Source organism: Glycomyces sp. TRM65418 (assembly GCF_019710475.1).
In the GTDB taxonomy this organism is placed as follows: domain Bacteria; phylum Actinomycetota; class Actinomycetes; order Mycobacteriales; family Micromonosporaceae; genus Glycomyces.
Window position 1 is genome coordinate 15560 of sequence record NZ_JAJFAX010000009.1, and the last position, 16543, is coordinate 32102.

Here is a 16543-nt window from a genome sequence, read left to right on the forward strand (position 1 = left end):
AGTTCAACGACTACGGAGGTTCCACAATGATTGGTTTCATCGTCGCAGGCCTTATCATCGGCGCGCTGGCCCGTCTCATCAAGCCGGGTAAGCAGCGCCTCGGTATTCTCGCCACCCTGATCCTGGGCTTGGTCGGCTCGGTGATCGGCGGGACGATCGCCAACCTGCTCGGCACCGGCGACATCTGGGAGCTGAACGTCCTCGGCTTCGTGGTCGCCGTGATCGCCTCGGTGCTGCTCATCGGCATCGCCGAAGGCATCGCCTCGAGCCGCCACAAGACCGCTCACTAGTCACTAGCACTTGCAGCTTCCGGGGCCCGCGCGCATCGCGCGCGGGCCCCGTTCGCTGTGTGCGGCGTCGCGCCGCCCCCGGGAGACCGCCTCCCGTCGAGATGTATAGAACTCTTGACATGATGTCAACTCAGGTATACATTCAATGATGTCAAGGATTCTTGACATCATTCGCAGCGTCTGCCTCATGAGCACTGCTCAGCGCAGTTCCACGGGCCTGCCCGCTCGAAGCGGGCCGACGCCGTCCACCTCTCTGGAGTGACACCGTGAAAGACGACCCCGTTCGCACCGCGCGCCTCACCGGCGTGCTCTACCTGGCGCTGGCGCTGTTCGGCATGTTCGGCTTCCTGATCGCGCGCGGCAACCTCTACGTCGAAGGCGATGCCGTCGCCACCGCCGCGAACCTCGCCGACAAGGAATCCCTCGCTCGCCTGGGTCTGGCCGCTGAAATGGGGGCCGCGGTCGCCCAGGTCCTCGTCGCCCTCTGGTTCTACCGCCTGCTCCGCGGCGTGAACGCCTTCGCCGCGGGCGCGCTCGCCCTCTTCGGCTCCTTCAACGCCGCCGCGATCCTGGTGGCGGCCGGGTTCACCGCCGCCGCGGCCAACATGTCCACAGGAGACATGACAGGGCTCGCAGGCGGGCAGCCCGGCACGGCGCTGCTCATGATGGAGCTGAACGGCGTGCTCTGGGGCGTAGGCCAGCTCTTCTTCGGGCTGTGGCTCATCCCGATGGGCCGCCTCGTGGCGACCTCGGGACACATGCCCCGCCTCCTCGGACACCTCCTCCTCGCCGGAGGCTTCGTCTACCTCGCGATCGCGTTCCAGACCTACCTGTGGCCCGACGCCCCGACCGCCCTGATCGACGGCCTCGTCCTCGTTCCCACCGCGGGAGAACTCTGGATGATCGGTTACCTGCTGACGAGGGGCCTGCGCCGCAACGCCCTCGAACGCGGACTCGTTCCGGCATGACCGCCGGCCCGCCGCCTCGAACCGGAGACGGTTCGACCGCGAAGGCCGGGCCGTGTTCGAGCATTGCGGCAGCCTCCCATTGCATCTGTTGTCCCGCAACAGCACGCAATAGGAGGCTGCTTCGCCGAGTGCCGCAGGACTCGGACAATACGACCTAGGTCGTGGTGAGGAATGCGGGGTCCGGCCGAGGAGGATCGCCACCTGGACGGTGGCTTCGCAACGGACGGCGGGCAGCGCGGTGAGCACGTCGTTCGCGAACGCGTCCTCACACGGCCGGCGGGTCAGACCTTTCGGTACTTGGCCTGGAAGAAGCAGTAGACGCCGAAGCACGCGATGCCGAGGGCGATCAGGACGAGGAGCCATGTGCCCCAAGCGGTCCCTGCCAGCGTATTGAGGGCGGCGTCGAGGCCGCCGGCCTTCTCCGGGTCGTAGTTGATCGCCGCGGAGACGATCAGCGCGCCGGCGATGCCGTACGCGACGCCCTTGCTCGTGTATCCCGCCATGCCGAGCCGCTGCACCGTCCGGCGCACCGTCGGGTTCATCTGCCCGGTGTTCAGGTGCTTCTGGAACTTCTTCTTCAGCCCGTAGACCACCAGGCCGACGCCGACGCCGACCACGACGAGACCGGCCAGGCCGACCAGGAAGCGGCCACCGCTTGAGTCCATCATGGATGATGCTGAGGACTGCTGGCTCTGCGACTGCGACGCGTTCGCGCCGCTGACCACCTTATAGCCGAGGTAGGCGAAGTAGAGGTAGAGGACCGCGCGGCAGCCGGAGACGACGCGCTCGGCCATCGCGCTCCGGTCCCGCGAGCCGCGATGGCTGAGCGCCGCCTCGAAGGCCTGCCAGACGGCCAGCGCGACCATGCCGATGATGATGCCGATGACCAGGAACTCGCCGGCCGGCTGCCGAGCGAGGGTCTTCAAGGCGCCGGACTGATCGGTCTCACCGGACGAGTCACCGAAGGCGACCTGCAGCGCCAGCCACGCGAACAGCAGGTGGATGACGCCGTATGCGATGAAGCCGCCGCGCGCGAGGAGCTCCAGCGGTTTGCTGTTGGCCGCGCGCGAGGCGGTGCTGCGCACGTTAGGGGTGGAGGACATGCCGCCATGGGTTACCGATGGCGACCGGTCTCAAACGCGTCCCGGGTGCCGAAGCCGCTGAACGAGCGACGACACCGCGCCGTCGTCGACGCTGTCCAGGGAGACCGCAGGCCGCCGACGCGCCACGGCGATCTTCTCCGGGCCGGCTTCGTTCTCGGCCGACCTGTACGGCACACGGCGCGAAGGTCGCGATCCCCCTCGACCGCACCCCGCATTCCTGAACACGCCCTAGCCCTCGAGCTGTCGAGCGAGGTCCCCGGCGGTGGCGAGCGCGGACGAGGCGCCCTCTCGGTCCTCTTCGGAGAGATCGGTCTCCTCGACGCGTTCGAGGAGTTCGGCCGCCTTGGTCTCGTCGCCCTCGCGCATCGCGAGTTCGGCCCGGTAGACCAGAGCGTCGAGGAGTTCGCGCCTCGGGGCATCGTCGCCGCTTCGCTCCAGCGTCGCGTCGAGGATGCGGGCCGCCTGCGCGGCGTCGCCTTTCGACTCCCCCAGGATGATCGCCTTCACGAGGGTCCGGCCGAGCCTGCTCTGCGGCGCTTCGGCCTTCTCGGAGTCCTCCTGCTGCGGGAAGATCCGGAGGATGTTGCCGCTGGGGTCGGTGACGGAGAAGCCGGCCCGGTTGCCGGTGTTGCCGCGTTTGCGCGGCCGGGTCATGCGCGGGATTCCCGAGACCAGGAGCTTGCCGTGGGCCTCGCGCATGCCGGCGGCGAAGGCCTCCCACAGCGCGCCCGTGTCGGGGACGAAGACGAGGCAGGTGCCGTAGGTGTTCTCGGGGTCGAGCACGTCGACGCCGAAGAAGTGCAGCTCCCAGTCGTCGCGGGCCATGACGATGTACGGGTTCGGCCGGGTCTGGTGATGGGTCCGCTCGAAGCCGAGCATCCGGTAGAACTCGCTCGTCTCGTCGATGGACCTGCACGGCAGCAGAGGGACGGTGGTCTCGCCGCTCATCGGCTTCCTTCCGGTTCGAGTGCGGTGGTGAGGGCGCGCAGGGCCGCGGTCGCGGCCGCGACCGCGGCCGGATCGAGCGCGGCGGCGAGCCGGTCGGCCCATTCGGCATGGGCGCGTTCGACTTCGGCAAGGGCGCGCCGCCCGGCGTCGGTCGGTGCGAGGAGTCGGGCGCGGCGGTGGCAGGGGTTGTCGTGGAAGGTCGCGAGGCCGTCGGCCACCAGGGCGTCGGCGGTCTGCCGGACGCTCTGGCGGCGCAGCCCCATGGTCCGGGCGACGTCGGCGACGGTGGCCGGCCCGTGGTCGATGACGCCGAGGACCTGCCAGCGGGCACTGGTGAGCCCCGCGGGCGCGGTGAGGGCGTCCCCGGCGGCGAGGAGGGCGCCGTTGGCGCGGAAGACCTCGATGGCGAGGTCGGAGACGGCGAGGGCGCGGGGACTGAGTGCCACGCCCTCGACCCTAGATTATTGACAGGTACCTGTCAATCAGGTTCGGACGGAGGCCATGCGTTCGACGGCCTCGGTGAGGATCTCCGGCGAGGTCGCGTAGTTGAGGCGCACGTGTCCCGCGCCGCCGGTGCCGAACGGCAGCCCCGAGTTGAGCGCGACCTTGCCGCGTTCGAGGAAGACCGCGGCGGGGTCGTCGCCGAGCCCGAGGTCGCGGCAGTCCAGCCAGGCCAGGTAGGCGCCCGGCTGAGGGCGGTAGCGCACGCGCGGCAGGCGCTCGGCGAGCGCGTCCGCGAGCAGGCGGCGGTTCGATTGGAGGCCCGCGAGGAGCGCGTCGAGCCAGGGGCCGCCTTCGGCGAAGGCGGCGGCGTGCGCGATGGCGCCGACGTGGCTGACGCTGGAGCTCATCTCCTCGGGCATCCGGGCCAGGTCGGCCGCCGAGTCCGGCCCGGCGATCGCGACGGCGGCCTTCAGGCCCGGCAGGTTCCAGGCCTTGGCGGCGGAGGTCACCGCAAGGCCCGACCCACCGCCGGGGACCGTGAGGTACGGCGTGAAGTCGGTGCCGGGGGCGACGATCGGCGCGTGGGCCTCGTCGGCGATCACGCGCACGCCGTAGTCGGCGGCGAGGCGGGCGACGCGGGCGAGTTCGGCGGCGGTGTGGACGGTCCCGGTGGGGTTGTGGGGGCTGCACAGGAGGTAGGCGGCGCGGCCGCCGCGGCCGAGCGCGAGTTCGAAGGCGGCGGCGAGGGCGGCGAAGTCGATGCGGTGGTCGTCGCCAAGGGGCGCTTCGATCACCTTGCGGCCGTTCAATGCGCTGAAGGCGTAGAACGGCGGGTAGACGGGGCTGTTGATCACGACCGCGTCGTCGCGCCGCGTGACGAGCTTGAGCATCTCGACGACGCCGAGCATCATGTCGGGCACGGTCCTGATGAGACCCGGGTCGAGGCGCCAGTTCCAGCGTTCGGCGGCGAAGGCGGCCATGGCCTCGGCGTAGGCCGTCCCGGACGGGTATCCGGTGTCGCCGATCACCATGGCGTCGGTGACGGCCTTGACGACGGGTGCGGCCGGGAGGACGTCCATCTCGGCGACCCACAGGGGCAGGACGTCGGCGGGGTGGGCTCGCCATTTGACGCCGGTGCGCTGGCGGAGCCGGTCGGGAGTGAGTTGCCGCAGCGGGTCGCCGGGCAGGTCGTTCGAGGCATTCGTAGTGGCGCTCATGGCAAGACGGTAGCGAAGATTCACCGCTGTGTCACGAGTCGGATGCTGTGAGTTCGCTCCTCGAGGCCAGGCGGGGGAATCCGGTCCAGAACGGCCGCAGAGGGCCGACGACCGCCCTATGTAAACAAGAGCGAAGCCGGCCGCCCGGAGGCCTGTGGACGGTCTTCGACCACGCCTTGCGGTGCGAGAACGGCGAATCCGCAGCCCGCGGACGGTGCGGTAACCGCTCGTGCAGGCGTGCGTCGATTCCGGTGAGCCCTCGACATGGGCTAGGCTGGAGCGACGTCCCGCACCGGCGGCGGGACCGGCCGCGATCCCCGTCCCCGCGGGCCGGGCCGGGCCGCAACTATCCGAAGCGACGCCCCGATCCCCCTGTCACCTGCCCATTCAGCGCCGATTGGAATGCCGTGAACGAAGCAGTCCCCGAATGGTCGCCGGCCGGGATCGATCCCGCCGTCCCCACCACCGCGCGCGTCTACGACGCCATCCTCGGCGGCCGGGACAACTTCAAGGCCGACCGCGAGGCCGCCGACGTCTTCACGCGGAGGGTCCCCCAAGCCCGCGAGGCCGCCCGGCTCAACCGGGCCGCGCTCATCCGGGGCGTCCGGTACATGGTGCGGTGGGCCGGGATCGACCAGATCCTCGACATCGGATGCGGACTGCCGACCGAGCAGAACACCCACGAGGCGGCCCAGGAGATCAACCCCGGCGCGCGGGTCGTCTACGTCGACAACGATCCGATGGTGCTCTCCCACGGCCGGGCGCTCCTGGTCGACAACCGCACCACCACCGTGGTGACGGCCGACATGCGCGACCCCGCCGGGATCCTCGCGAATCCCGAAGTGCGCGCCAATCTCGACTTCGACCGGCCCATCGGCCTCATGCTCGTGGGGATGATCATGCACATCGCCGGAGACGAGTCCCCCGACGAGATCATCGGCGCCCTCATGGAGCCGCTCGCCTCCGGCTCGCACCTGTTCCTCACCGCGTGGCCCGACACGGGCGACCCGGCCCAGCACGCGCTCTCGCAGGCGAGCCTGGAGACGCTCGGCACCGGCTGGGCCCGTCCGGTCGAGCGCATCCGAGGGCACTTCCTGGGCATGCCGCTGGTGCCGCCGGGTCTGGAGTACGTCCCGCGCTGGTACCCCGAGGAACCGGACCGGAAGGTTCCCGCATTCGACGACTTCGAGCCGTACGAGCGCACGTACATGGCCGGGATCGCCGTCAAGCCCTGAGGCGAGGCGAGTGCGGCCGAGCCGTACATTAGTACCGCGCAGCGTGTTCGAGAAGAGAAGAGACCGCCAATGCCCATGCTCGAAATCCGTCGGCACAGCAAGCGCAACGGAGACGAGGCCGTCCACCTCTCCCAAGAAGGCGTCGAACTCGCCCGATGGTCCGGGACCCTCATGGGTCCCTTCGAAGTCGTCGCCACGAGCGTCGCCCCGAGGGCGCGGGAGACGGCCATCGCGATGGGCTTCGCCGTGACCCTCGAACTGCCCACGCTCCCGAACGTCAACGCGTTCCTCCAGGAGTCCCAGTCCGCCAGCTATGACGTCGGCGCGCCGTTCACACGGCTCGCACGGCTGGTCAACCGGCGCGGCAGCGCCGCCAGCGACTACGCGCACGCGCTCGCCCGGCAGTGGACGGACCTCATGGCCCCGCTCGGTCCCGGCGACGCCGGGCTCGTCATCGGGCACGGCGGTCACATCGAATGCGGGCTCGTCGCCCTGTTCCCGGAGGCGAACCACGACGAGTGGGGAGCGCTGTTCGGGTACATGGAGGGCGCGCGGCTGCACTTCGACGCGGTCGCGAAGCGGTTCCACGACATCGAGTTCGTGCGCACCTGAGCGAGCGGCCCCGAACAGGGCGGCCGCCGGGCACGGCGCTCGCGAGGCCGAACCGGAACGGGCTTGCCCGGAGACGAGGGCCGTGCTTTGATCAGGCCATGCCGAGCACCGCGCAGTACCTGGCGTTCATCGCCGCGTCCCTCGTCCTGATCCTCATTCCCGGGCCGTCGGTCATGTTCGTCGTCGGCCGGGCGCTCGCCTACGGCCGCAGGCAAGCCGTCTTCACCGCCTGGGGGAACGCCACCGGCACGTTCACCGCCGCCGCGCTCGCGGCCGTGGGCCTCGGCGCCCTCATCCAGGAGTCGGCGATCGCCTTCGCCGTGGTGAAGTACGCGGGCGCGGCGTACCTGGTGTACCTGGGCGTCAAGGCGCTGCGCGACCGCAAGGGCCTCATGCCGTCGGCCGAGGACGAGGCCGCGACGCCGAAGCGCGCCCTCGCGACCATGGCGGAGGGCTTCGTCGTCGGCTTCCTCAACCCGAAGAGCATCCTGTTCTTCCTCGCGATCCTCCCCCAGTTCGTCGATCCCGGCGCCGGTTCGGCGACCGTGCAGATGCTGCTACTGGGCGGGACGTTCGCGGTGCTCGCGGCGGCCTGCGACACCGTCTGGGGCGTGGTGGCCTCGGCGGCCCGCGACGTGCTGCGCCGGCCGCGCGCGAAGCTCGTCATCGGCCGCGCCGGAGGCGCCTCGCTGATCGGCCTGGGCGTCGCCGCGGCGGCCGGGGAGCGCGCCTGAGCACACCGATGCCCTTGGGAGCGATTGCATATCGAGGTACATGGATATATAGTGTGGAGAACCTCACGCGATCCCGTTCCTTCTTCCGGCTCGCGCGGCCCCTCAGGGCCGCCCCGACGCCCCGGCAGCGTCCAGAGAGGACCCCATGTCAGCCAACACCCTCCCCCGTCTGCGGCGGGGCCTGGTCGCCGCGGCGGCGGCGGTCTTCGTCGCGGCGGCGGCGCTCATCGCGGTCATGGTCCCCCGACCGGCCGACGCGGCCCAGCTGACCCAGATCACGGACTTCGGGAACAACCCGAGCGGCATCGAGATGTACCTGTACGTGCCCGACAACGTGGCGCCCGAACCGGCCATGGTGCTCGGCATCCACTGGTGCACCGGCTCGGCCCAGGACTTCTACAGCGGCACCGAGTGGGCGCGGCTCGCGGACCGATACGGGTTCGTCGTGGTGTACCCGTCGGTGACGCGGTCGAGCAAGTGCTGGGACGTCGCGTCGCCGGCCTCGTTGAACGGCACCGGCTCCGACTCGGTCGGCATCAAGTCCATGGTGGACTGGACGATCAACCGGTACCACGTCGACACCGACCGGATCTACTCGACCGGGATCTCCTCGGGCGCGATGATGACGAACGTGATGCTCGGCGTCTACCCGGAGGTGTTCGCCGCCGGCGCGGCGTTCTCGGGCGTGCCGTACACGTGCTTCGCGACCGACGACGGCTCGGAGTGGAACTCGCAGTGCTCCCAGGGCCAGATCGACCGCACCCCGCAGCAGTGGGGCGACGCCGTCCGGACCGCGAATCCGGGATACTCGGGACCGTGGCCGAGGATGCAGATCTGGCACGGCACCGATGACGACACGCTCGCGTACCCGAACTTCCAGGAGCAGATCGACCAGTGGACGAACGTCCACGGCACGGACCAGACGCCGGAGCTGTCGGACACGCCGCAGACGAACTGGAACCGGACCCGGTACGGCGGCACCGGCGCGCAGGCGCCGGTCGAGGCGATCAGCCTGCAAGGAGTCGGCCACAACCTGATGGCGAACGGCATGGCGGCCAAGGCGCTCGAGTTCTTCGGCCTGACGGCGCCGGTGGACCCGACGACGTCCCCGACCACCGTGCCGACCGACCCGACGACAGGCCCCACGAGCGGCCCGACGGGCGGATGCTCGGCGGCCATCAAGGTGGTGAGCACGTGGAACTCCGGCTGGCAGGCCAATGTGGACGTGACGGCGGGCGATGCGGCGATCTCCGGCTGGACGCTGCAGTGGACCTGGCCGAGCGGCCAGACGATCTCCAGCTCGTGGAACGCAGCGGTGACCAGTAGCGGCTCGGCGGTGACCGCCGAGGACGTGGGCTGGAACGGCGCAGTGGCCGCAGGTCAGACCCGGACATCGAGCTGGGGCTTCATCGGAACCGGTGCATCGGCGACCCCGCAGGTGGCGTGCACGCCGGCCTGACCGGAGACCGGCGGAACGGCCGGGGCCGCAGGCGCGAAAGGGTCTGCGGCTCCGGCCGTTCCGCCGCCGGGACACGGGCGCTCTCAAACCGCTGAGCGCCGATGCCCTTCCGACCGCACGGGTTCGCCATCGAATCGGACCGCAGCCGACCGAACGGCGAATGTCGTTGCGGTCGGGAACGGGCGTCTATAGCGTTGCCGGATGGCCTCTTCCGAAGCGCTCGCTGCGCTAGCGCGGCGCTACCGCGTCGATCCCCGCGCGGTCGCCGCCGCGCCGTTTCAAGGGGTGGCGAACCGGGTCTACTTGCTCGGCGACCACCTCGTCCTGCGGATCGCTCGGCCCGGGTCCGCCGACGACCTGCGCAAGGAGGCGAGCGTGATCCCGGCCGCGGTGCGGGCCGGGGTGCTCACGCCGGCGATGGTGGCCTTCGACGACGGCGACGAACTCTTCGGAAGCCCGTACATGGTGGTCAGACGGGCCAACGGCATCGCCCCCGGCCTCCCGGACGGGCCGGACGACGAGCGCTGGCGGACGCTCTACCGGGAACTCGGCGGCCAACTGGCCGCGCTGCACGAGGGCGTCCCCGCGCTGCCCGAGGTTCCGGCGGACACGGCCTCGGATCCCCGTCCGGACGTGGCCGCGCTCGCCGAGGCCGGATACCTCAGCGCCGACGTCGCGGCCTGGGTCGTCGGCTGGTTCGACCGGCTCGAACCGCGAATCCCCGCAACGCCGCGAGCCCGGCTGATCCACGGCGACGCCAGCCCCACGAACCTCCTGGCCGATCCCGAATCGGGACGGCTCACGGCGATCCTGGACTGGGGCGACGCGGCGTGGGCCGATCCGGCGGTCGAGTTCGCCAAACTCCCGCTGCGTGCACTGCCGACCGTTCTCGAGGGCTATCTGGGCGGGCAGGACGAGTCCTGGGCCGCGCGCGTCCTCTGGCACCACCTGCACTGGGCGATCGGCCGGCTCGCCACGCCGCCCGACCGGCAGGGCGGGCACTGGAGCGCGCAACCCGGCAACCGGCTGCTGGAGGTCATGCGGTTTCTGCTCGCCGATCCACCGCCCCCATGGCCCGCCCTGCGTTGAACGCCGAGGCCGGGGCCGGATCGCAGGGAAGCAGGCGACGGTGTGGCGGATTCACCGGACCGCCCTAGACTGTGCTGATCGCACGGATGCCGCTGGGGCGCGTGCTGATCCAAGAGACTCGAATATCGGACGTCGACGTGTCCGACCGGGAACCTCGATGCCGGACGCCGACGTGCCGGACAGGGAATGGAGCCGCCAGACATGACCGTGTTTCCCGCTGAGGTCCGCGACCGCTTCGCCGGCGCGGGGATGGACCTCGACAAGCTGTTCTCCGCAGGTGAACTGGGCGATCGCATGGGCATCGAGGTGCTGGAGGCCGCGCCCGAGCGGGTGGTCGCGCGGATGGAGGTCGAGGGGAACCGCCAGCCGTACGGGCTGCTCCACGGCGGGGCTTCGGCGGTCCTGGCCGAGACGCTCGGGTCGATCGGCTCGATGCTGCACGCCGGGCCGGGCAAGATCTCGGTCGGCGTGGACCTCAACGTGACCCATCACCGTGCGGTCAGGTCGGGCACGGTCACCGGAGTCGCGACCCCGATCCACCGTGGACGCTCGACGGCGACCTACGAGATCGTCGTCGGCGACGAGGAAGGCCGACGCATCTGCACCGGCCGCCTCACCTGCATGATCCGAGACGCTCCCGCGAGCTGAAGCGACCGCTTCGGCAGGAGGCGCCGAGCGCTTCGCCCGAGCAGAACCGAGATGCCGGCGGGCGCACGCCGCGCATCATCGCAACGGCTCATCGGCGTCCATTCGCAATGGCGGGCTTGCGGCCTCGCGAGGCCGCCATTGCGAACGGCCTCGGTCAGTCGCGACCGACCGCCGACAGGATCGCGTCGGCGAGTTCGGCGGGCTTGGTGAACTGGGGCCAGTGGCCCGTCGGCAGATCGATGTACGAGACGTCCTTGATCGCCACGAGTTCCTTCACGAACGGCAGGTTCTGCTCGACCCACGCCTTGACCATGGCGCTGCTGAACTCGCAGCAGATGACGGTGATCGGCACGTCGAAGCGGCGCTCGTCGCCGAGCTGCTGCTCGTCGAACGCGACGCCCTTCGGCGTCGGGATCGACCTGGCGCGGAACGACGCTCTGAGGCCGTCGTCGAGATCGACCAGATCCTCGTCCTCGAACACGTTCCAGTCAGGCAGCGGGATCTCGCCGTCGACGACCGGCAGCTCGTCGTTGATCACGCCGCCCGCGCCCAGCGGCGCGGAGTCCACATAGATCACTCGGGCGATCCGGTCGGGACGCTTGTCGGCGACCGCGTGCGCGATCGCGCCGCCGCCCGAGTGGCCCACGAGCACCACGGGGGCGTCGATCGCGTCGACGGCGGCGACCACGGCGTCGATGTGGTCGCGCAGGCCGATGCCGCTGCGGTCGGCCTCGCGAGACTCCATGCCGGGCAGGGTGAGCGGGTGGGCGCGGTGCCCGGCCCGCTCCAGCGCGGGAGTGATCTCGCTCCACGAGGAGGCGTCGAGCCAGAAGCCGGGGATGAGGATGATGTCCATCCACCGACCTTAACGGCCCGCACCGACACTCCCTCTGCGTTCGGCTTGAGCCGACGATGACGGTGGCCGGGGTTCCGTGCCCGGCCGCGCGGTCGCGACGGTGATCGAGGGGTGGGCGCCGGGCCGCCTGGGAGGACGTGGGGAGTCGGCCGTCCGTAGGGTCGCGCGGGGCCAGTCCCGTCCTCTTACCGCGCCGTTCTCCGGCACGCGGCTGTGGCGTACATCGCAGGAGCCGCTCCGGGTGCGGCGATGAGTCGGACCGGCTCGGGGCGTCCTATTTTTGTCGGCACGATGACCACTCATGCAGGAGAACACCATGAGCCAGCTTCTCAGGGTCCAGAACTTCAACGTCTCGCTCGACGGCATCGGCGCCGGTGACGACCAGAGCCTCGAGCGGCCGTTCGGCCACGTCGATCCGGGCGACCTGTTCGCGTGGGCCGGCGCGACGGCGAGCTGGCCCAACCGCACCGATCCCGGCGGGAGTCGCGGTCTCGACGATTACTTCACGCGGGACTTCGCCCACAACATCGGCGCGGAGATCATGGGCCGCAACAAGTTCGGGCCCCAGCGCGGTCCCTGGAAGGACTACGAATGGAAGGGCTGGTGGGGCGAGGAGCCGCCGTTCCACACGCCGGTGTTCGTCATGACCCACCATCTGCGTCCTTCGTTCACGCTGTCGGACACCACGTTCCACTTCACCGACGCCGACCCGGCCACCGTCCTGGAGCAAGCGCGCGAGGCGGCGCAGGGCAAGGACGTCCGGCTCGGCGGCGGGGCCACCGTGATCCGGGAGTTCCTGGACGCCGACCTGGTCGACACCATGCACATCGCGGTCTCGCCGATCGAACTCGGCTCCGGGGTGCGGCTCTGGGAGTCGCCGAAGGAGCTGACCGACCGGTTCCACCTCGAGATCGTGCCCAGCCCGAGCGGCGTGACGCACCACCTCTTCTGGCGGAAGTGACCCCGAATCGATCCGAACGGTGGCCTCCTCTGTCGGGGGAGGCCACCGCTTCGACGCTCGGCTGCCGCGCGGGCGGAGCAGGGCCCTTCGGGCCGCAGGATCACGCGTCCTGGGTTCGGAGCGTCATGACCGTGATGTCCGCGTCGGCTCCCACTCGGATCGGGGGGCCGTTCGTGCCGGCGCCGTTCGTGACGTACACCGGGGTCCCCTCGTGCATTTCGAGGCCGGACAGTTGGCCGCTGCGCAGTTCCGAGAGGTAGTGGACGGGCCACATCTGGCCGCCGTGGGTGTGGCCCGACAGCTGGAGGTCGATGCCGTACCCGAGGGCCCGGCCGATCATGCTCGGCTGGTGCGCCATGAGGATCACCGGCCGGTCGGGGTCACGGTCGCCGAGGGCCGCTTCGAGGTCGGGGCCGGTCTCGTCCTCGATGCCCCGCTGTTCCACGATGAGGTCGTTGACGCCCGCGAGGTCGAAGCCGGGAAGCTCGACCCGTGTGTTCGGCAGGCCGGTCATGCCGAGTTCGGCCACGCGGTCGTACCACTCGTCGGCGCCCACGTAGTGCTCGGCGTTCCCGGCCACGAAGAAGGCCCCGTCGCGGGCGCGGAGGTTCGCGAGCGGGTCGGTCGCGTCGCGGATCTGGTCGGCCTCGTTGCTCGCGAGGTCGCCGACGAACGCGATGAGGTCGGCCTGCGCGCGGTTGATCTGCTCGACCACGCGCTCGCAGTAGCCGCGACCGCGGATCGCCGAGAAGTGGGTGTCGCCGACGATCGCGATCCGGTAGCCGTCGAACCGCCGAGGCAGTCGCGCGAGCGGCACGGTCACGGACTTGAGCGGCGGCGTCCGGTAGCCCTCGTACAGGCCGTGGCCGACCGTGGCCAGCGCGAGCGCCGCCGCGCCGACGCCGATCGCGCGCGAGACCACGAGGCGTCGTGTATGCCCGGTGGCATGTGACGGGTGACCGTCGTCGATGCCGGTGTCGGCGGTCGACGGGTCGGCACCGCCGGTTCGTGGGCTCGGAGCGTCCGAGTCGGTCTCGCCGGGGTCGGTCGCGTGCTCAGGGAGGTCGTCCGGGTCGGTCGCCGCAGGATCGGGAGCTTCGGCTGTCTGCTCGGTCCGTTTGCGGCGCAACAGGTACCAACGGATCGGTTCGGCCGCCACCAGGAGTCCGAACAGGTACATGAAGACGCCGAACCAGATCCATCCCGGCCACCCGACGAACTGCTGGAACCGCATCGGGGCGTCCGAAGGGGCGTAGGTCCTCGCCAGCAGGCCGAAGACCGCCAGCGCGCCCAGCACCACGGCCCCTATGGGCCGCCACTTCGAGCCGGGTCTCGTGGTGTTCCGGCACAGCCGCCACCACACGTAGCCGTGCAGCGCGGCGAAGCCGACCGTGACCGCGAGGAGGCGGACGATGAACCAGGCGAACGACATCCTTAGCGCCCGGCCAACGCGCCGCCGTTGGCCTGGATGATCTGGGCGGTCACGTGCCCGGCCTCGGGCGAGGCGAGCCATCCGGCGAGGGCCGCGATGTCGTCGGGCGTGCCGGCGCGGTGGTTGTCGGCCTGGCCGACGAGCATGGCGCGGCGGTCCTCGGTCATGGCGTTGCCGAAGAACTCGGTGTCCTCGACGTAGCCGGGCGCGATGACGTTCGCGGTGATGCCGCGGGCGCCGAGTTCGGCGGACAGGTCGATCGCGTACGGGTGCAGGGCGGCCTTGGAGCCGCCGTAGCTGCCGCTGCCGGAGCCGCGGTAGGCGGCGATGGAGCTGAACAGGAGGATGCGGCCCTCGTCGTTGAGGATCGGTTTGAGGCCTTCGACGAGGTGGACGGCGGTCATGACGTTGCGCCGCAGGTTCGCGTTCCAGGCCCAGGAGGCGCGTTCGAGACCGTGGTCGAGGCCGGCGGGGGGCCTGCTCGCGGGGTTGCCGCCGGCGACGGCGGCGATGACGTCGATGCGGCCGGCGTGTTCGGAGGCGTGCTGGAGGACCTGCAGGGCGCCTTCGACGGTCTCGAGGTCGGCGGCCGCATAGGAGGCGTGCTCGCCGAGTTCCTTCGCGGCGTCGGCGAGGACGTCGTCGCGGCGGCCGACGAGGACGACGTGGTCGCCGTTCGAGGCGAGTCGCCGTGCCACGGCGAGGCCGATGCCGGTGCCTCCGCCGCTGACCACTGCGGTGCGTGCCATGTGCTGCTCCCTCTGTCGTGCGGTCCGGTCGTCCACGGTGTCACGGGCGGCATGGCACCGGTTCCGCGCCGATGCTAGCGCGTGGCCGCCCGGGCGCGGTCGCCCTTTCGTGGGGGCGGTGGTCCGCCGTTCCACCTCTCGGTCAAGGGATCAACCGATCGGTTGATCGGACGGATCAACCGGCCGCTCAGTCCCGCGGTCGATGCCGGTGCGCGCCGATCCTGCGAGTGTTGGCCTCACACGGAACAAGGAGGCCGCCATGGCGTTCATCGAGGTCAAAGACCTGGTCAAGCATTACGGGAACTTCCGGGCCGTCGACGGCGTCTCGTTCGAGGTCGAGGAAGGCGAGATCTTCGGGATCCTCGGCCCCAACGGCGGTGTGGTCGCCGCGTCCGGGCTAGGCGCGGCGCGCGCCGGGCGGGAGCAGGCGCATCCAGTACGCGTCGCGGCCGGTGTCGAGCGGAAGCGGGTCGTCGCGGAAGCCGTGGAGGCGGTTGAGCATGAGTTCCATCGCGGGGGTGTGCGCAGCCTGCCGGTAGAACTCCACGGCCCACAGGCCGTTGACGATGACCAGGCAGCGCAGCCGCTCGCTGAGGTTCGGCTCGGCGGACAGGCGGTCGAGGTCGTATTCGGCCTGGATGCGGGCGATGGGCATGACCGGCGCCCACAGCAGGTTTCGGGCCGCCTCCCACAGCGGATCGCCGATGACGGCGGCCTCCCAGTCAAAGACGCCGACCACGGCGCCGTCGGCGACCGTGAAGTTGCCGGCGTTGAGGTCGCCGTGGACGAGCCGGCGGACTTCCGGCAGTGAGAGCGCGATGTCGTCGGCGATCGAGGCCAGGTCTTCGGTGAGGGCGGTGTCGGCCGGGTCGTCGAGGTCCCAGGGGTCCGGGAGCAGCGAGCGGAGGTGGGCCGCCCAAGTCGGGTGCGGTCCCTGTTCGGTCTCGGGGTCGAATGAGCCGAAGCCGGTCGATCCGGAGAGGTCGACCTCGGCGATGGCGTCGGCGACCGCCCGTACGGCCGGGGCCGTCCGCCGCTGCTCGGCTTCGTCGCAGCCGGTGAGGTGGACGCCGCCGAGGCGTTCGGAGACGCAGCAGTAGACGCCGGCGCCGAGTCCGCCGACCTCCAGGACTTCAGGGACGGGAACGGCGGTGTCACGGAATCGCCTTGCGGCCCAAGCGTCCTTGTCGAAGCCCTCGCGGCGCGGCCCGACGCGGACGACCAGGTCGCGGCCGTCGGCACGGAAGGCGAACGCCTGCGACATCTCGCCGCCGGGCAGTCGTTCCCAACGGCTGACCGGGCCGAGGCGAGCGCGCATCGCCTCCGCCACTTCCTCGTCCGTGAGTGCGGTCTTCATCGGCCCGACGCTAGGCGTCGGAGCCGGACCGGTCAATCGGTTTGCCGTTCCGACTCGCAGGCCTCGGTGAAGACCGCGGCGTTGCCGCGGATCCAGTCGAACATGCCGCCGAGATGGTCGGCGGCGCCCTCGCCGAACTCGGTGAGGCCGTAGGTGACCTGGGGCGGGACGGTGGATTCGACCTTCCGCCACACGAGGCGGTCGGCGACGAGGGTGCGCAGCGTCTGGGAGAGCATCTTCTCGCTGATGCCCTCGATGCGGTCGCGCACTTCGAAGAACCGCAGCGGCCGCTCGCGCAGGCCGAGCAGGACCCAGATGCCCCAGCGGTTGGTGATGTGGTCGATGACCTGCCGTGCGGGGCAATTGGTGTGAAAGACCTCACGCCCGTCCGGCGGGGCCCATGCGGTGAGCGGTTTTCCTTCCGGCATGACAGGAGCTTAC

The 16543-nt window shown here is 70.6% G+C and carries 18 protein-coding genes and 1 pseudogene; 10 read left to right on the forward strand and 9 right to left on the reverse strand.

From position 1 onward, the window contains the following. Positions 1-26 precede the first annotated feature (26 nt). On the forward strand, positions 27-290 hold the full coding sequence (locus K3N28_RS18365) for a GlsB/YeaQ/YmgE family stress response membrane protein (protein ID WP_228094208.1): 264 nt from the start codon (positions 27-29) through the stop codon (positions 288-290). A 266-nt stretch (positions 291-556) separates the two neighbouring features. Continuing rightward, complete coding sequence (locus K3N28_RS18370) at positions 557-1258, forward strand: DUF4386 domain-containing protein (protein WP_228094209.1); 702 nt, start codon at positions 557-559, stop codon at positions 1256-1258. 281 nt (positions 1259-1539) lie between these two features. On the opposite strand, the gene K3N28_RS18375 is transcribed toward K3N28_RS18370, so the two are convergent. From K3N28_RS18375 to K3N28_RS18390, 4 genes are all read right to left on the reverse strand, one after another. Next, complete coding sequence (locus tag K3N28_RS18375) at positions 1540-2361, reverse strand: DUF1206 domain-containing protein (RefSeq protein WP_228094210.1); 822 nt, start codon at positions 2359-2361, stop codon at positions 1540-1542. Between the two features lie 228 nt (positions 2362-2589). Continuing rightward, positions 2590-3309 carry a hypothetical protein gene (locus K3N28_RS18380; protein ID WP_228094211.1) on the reverse strand — a complete coding sequence of 240 codons (720 nt, stop codon included), beginning with the start codon at positions 3307-3309 and terminating at the stop codon, positions 2590-2592. Next, complete coding sequence (locus K3N28_RS18385; protein WP_228094212.1) at positions 3306-3755, reverse strand: MarR family winged helix-turn-helix transcriptional regulator; 450 nt, start codon at positions 3753-3755, stop codon at positions 3306-3308. Before K3N28_RS18385 ends, K3N28_RS18380 begins: the two co-directional genes overlap by 4 nt. Positions 3756-3791: 36 nt before the next feature. Further along, on the reverse strand, positions 3792-4970 hold the full coding sequence (locus K3N28_RS18390; RefSeq protein WP_228094213.1) for a MalY/PatB family protein: 1179 nt from the start codon (positions 4968-4970) through the stop codon (positions 3792-3794). Between the two features lie 407 nt (positions 4971-5377). Here K3N28_RS18390 and K3N28_RS18395 point away from each other — a divergent pair, with 407 nt between their 5' ends. The 6 genes from K3N28_RS18395 to K3N28_RS18420 all read left to right on the forward strand — a co-directional run bounded on the left by K3N28_RS18395 (position 5378) and on the right by K3N28_RS18420 (position 10747). Beyond that, complete coding sequence (locus tag K3N28_RS18395; RefSeq protein ID WP_228094214.1) at positions 5378-6205, forward strand: SAM-dependent methyltransferase; 828 nt, start codon at positions 5378-5380, stop codon at positions 6203-6205. 69 nt (positions 6206-6274) lie between these two features. Continuing rightward, positions 6275-6817 carry a hypothetical protein gene (locus tag K3N28_RS18400; RefSeq protein ID WP_228094215.1) on the forward strand — a complete coding sequence of 181 codons (543 nt, stop codon included), beginning with the start codon at positions 6275-6277 and terminating at the stop codon, positions 6815-6817. A 98-nt stretch (positions 6818-6915) separates the two neighbouring features. Next, entirely contained in the window at positions 6916-7551 is a 636-nt protein-coding gene (locus tag K3N28_RS18405; protein ID WP_228094216.1) for a LysE family translocator, read from the forward strand. 145 nt (positions 7552-7696) lie between these two features. Beyond that, entirely contained in the window at positions 7697-9010 is a 1314-nt protein-coding gene (locus K3N28_RS18410) for a PHB depolymerase family esterase (RefSeq protein WP_228094217.1), read from the forward strand. Between the two features lie 201 nt (positions 9011-9211). Beyond that, positions 9212-10099 carry a phosphotransferase family protein gene (locus K3N28_RS18415; RefSeq protein WP_228094218.1) on the forward strand — a complete coding sequence of 296 codons (888 nt, stop codon included), beginning with the start codon at positions 9212-9214 and terminating at the stop codon, positions 10097-10099. A gap of 201 nt (positions 10100-10300) precedes the next feature. Beyond that, positions 10301-10747 (forward strand): PaaI family thioesterase, encoded by a 447-nt coding sequence (locus tag K3N28_RS18420; protein WP_228094219.1) that lies wholly within the window; start codon positions 10301-10303, stop codon positions 10745-10747. Between the two features lie 154 nt (positions 10748-10901). Here K3N28_RS18420 and K3N28_RS18425 read toward each other — a convergent pair whose 3' ends face one another. Continuing rightward, positions 10902-11603: an alpha/beta fold hydrolase gene (locus tag K3N28_RS18425; RefSeq protein WP_228094220.1), complete on the reverse strand. Its 702-nt coding sequence runs from the start codon at positions 11601-11603 to the stop codon at positions 10902-10904. 316 nt (positions 11604-11919) lie between these two features. Here K3N28_RS18425 and K3N28_RS18430 point away from each other — a divergent pair, with 316 nt between their 5' ends. Continuing rightward, positions 11920-12564, forward strand: a complete 645-nt coding sequence (locus K3N28_RS18430; RefSeq protein ID WP_228094221.1) for a dihydrofolate reductase family protein — start codon at positions 11920-11922, stop codon at positions 12562-12564. A 100-nt stretch (positions 12565-12664) separates the two neighbouring features. On the opposite strand, the gene K3N28_RS18435 is transcribed toward K3N28_RS18430, so the two are convergent. Together K3N28_RS18435 and K3N28_RS18440 are read right to left on the reverse strand one after the other, a co-directional pair. After that, positions 12665-13996, reverse strand: coding sequence for a metallophosphoesterase (locus tag K3N28_RS18435; RefSeq protein WP_228094222.1), 1332 nt, complete (start codon positions 13994-13996; stop codon positions 12665-12667). Positions 13997-13998: 2 nt separating this feature from the next. Continuing rightward, complete coding sequence (locus K3N28_RS18440; RefSeq protein ID WP_228094223.1) at positions 13999-14745, reverse strand: SDR family NAD(P)-dependent oxidoreductase; 747 nt, start codon at positions 14743-14745, stop codon at positions 13999-14001. A gap of 259 nt (positions 14746-15004) precedes the next feature. Here K3N28_RS18440 and K3N28_RS23610 point away from each other — a divergent pair. Continuing rightward, positions 15005-15121 (forward strand): annotated as a pseudogene (locus tag K3N28_RS23610) (ABC transporter ATP-binding protein); the annotation flags it as partial. A gap of 21 nt (positions 15122-15142) precedes the next feature. On the opposite strand, the gene K3N28_RS18445 reads toward K3N28_RS23610, so the two are convergent. Together K3N28_RS18445 and K3N28_RS18450 are read right to left on the reverse strand one after the other, a co-directional pair. Then, positions 15143-16102, reverse strand: a complete 960-nt coding sequence (locus tag K3N28_RS18445; protein ID WP_228094224.1) for a phosphotransferase family protein — start codon at positions 16100-16102, stop codon at positions 15143-15145. Positions 16103-16134: 32 nt separating this feature from the next. After that, the gene (locus K3N28_RS18450; protein WP_228094225.1) at positions 16135-16530 is read right to left on the reverse strand and encodes a helix-turn-helix domain-containing protein; all 396 of its coding nucleotides are present in this window, start codon (positions 16528-16530) and stop codon (positions 16135-16137) included. Positions 16531-16543 lie beyond the last annotated feature (13 nt).

Coding starts and splice junctions, on each gene's coding strand:
- K3N28_RS18365 (WP_228094208.1), top strand. CDS start 27: ATGATTGGTTTCATCGTCGCAGGCCTTATCATCGGCGCGCTGGCCCGT.
- K3N28_RS18375 (WP_228094210.1), bottom strand. CDS start 2,361: ATGTCCTCCACCCCTAACGTGCGCAGCACCGCCTCGCGCGCGGCCAAC.
- K3N28_RS18380 (WP_228094211.1), bottom strand. CDS start 3,309: ATGAGCGGCGAGACCACCGTCCCTCTGCTGCCGTGCAGGTCCATCGAC.
- K3N28_RS18390 (WP_228094213.1), bottom strand. CDS start 4,970: ATGAGCGCCACTACGAATGCCTCGAACGACCTGCCCGGCGACCCGCTG.
- K3N28_RS18400 (WP_228094215.1), top strand. CDS start 6,275: ATGCCCATGCTCGAAATCCGTCGGCACAGCAAGCGCAACGGAGACGAG.
- K3N28_RS18405 (WP_228094216.1), top strand. CDS start 6,916: ATGCCGAGCACCGCGCAGTACCTGGCGTTCATCGCCGCGTCCCTCGTC.
- K3N28_RS18410 (WP_228094217.1), top strand. CDS start 7,697: ATGTCAGCCAACACCCTCCCCCGTCTGCGGCGGGGCCTGGTCGCCGCG.
- K3N28_RS18415 (WP_228094218.1), top strand. CDS start 9,212: ATGGCCTCTTCCGAAGCGCTCGCTGCGCTAGCGCGGCGCTACCGCGTC.
- K3N28_RS18420 (WP_228094219.1), top strand. CDS start 10,301: ATGACCGTGTTTCCCGCTGAGGTCCGCGACCGCTTCGCCGGCGCGGGG.
- K3N28_RS18425 (WP_228094220.1), bottom strand. CDS start 11,603: ATGGACATCATCCTCATCCCCGGCTTCTGGCTCGACGCCTCCTCGTGG.
- K3N28_RS18430 (WP_228094221.1), top strand. CDS start 11,920: ATGAGCCAGCTTCTCAGGGTCCAGAACTTCAACGTCTCGCTCGACGGC.
- K3N28_RS18435 (WP_228094222.1), bottom strand. CDS start 13,996: ATGTCGTTCGCCTGGTTCATCGTCCGCCTCCTCGCGGTCACGGTCGGC.
- K3N28_RS18440 (WP_228094223.1), bottom strand. CDS start 14,745: ATGGCACGCACCGCAGTGGTCAGCGGCGGAGGCACCGGCATCGGCCTC.
- K3N28_RS18445 (WP_228094224.1), bottom strand. CDS start 16,102: ATGAAGACCGCACTCACGGACGAGGAAGTGGCGGAGGCGATGCGCGCT.
- K3N28_RS18450 (WP_228094225.1), bottom strand. CDS start 16,530: ATGCCGGAAGGAAAACCGCTCACCGCATGGGCCCCGCCGGACGGGCGT.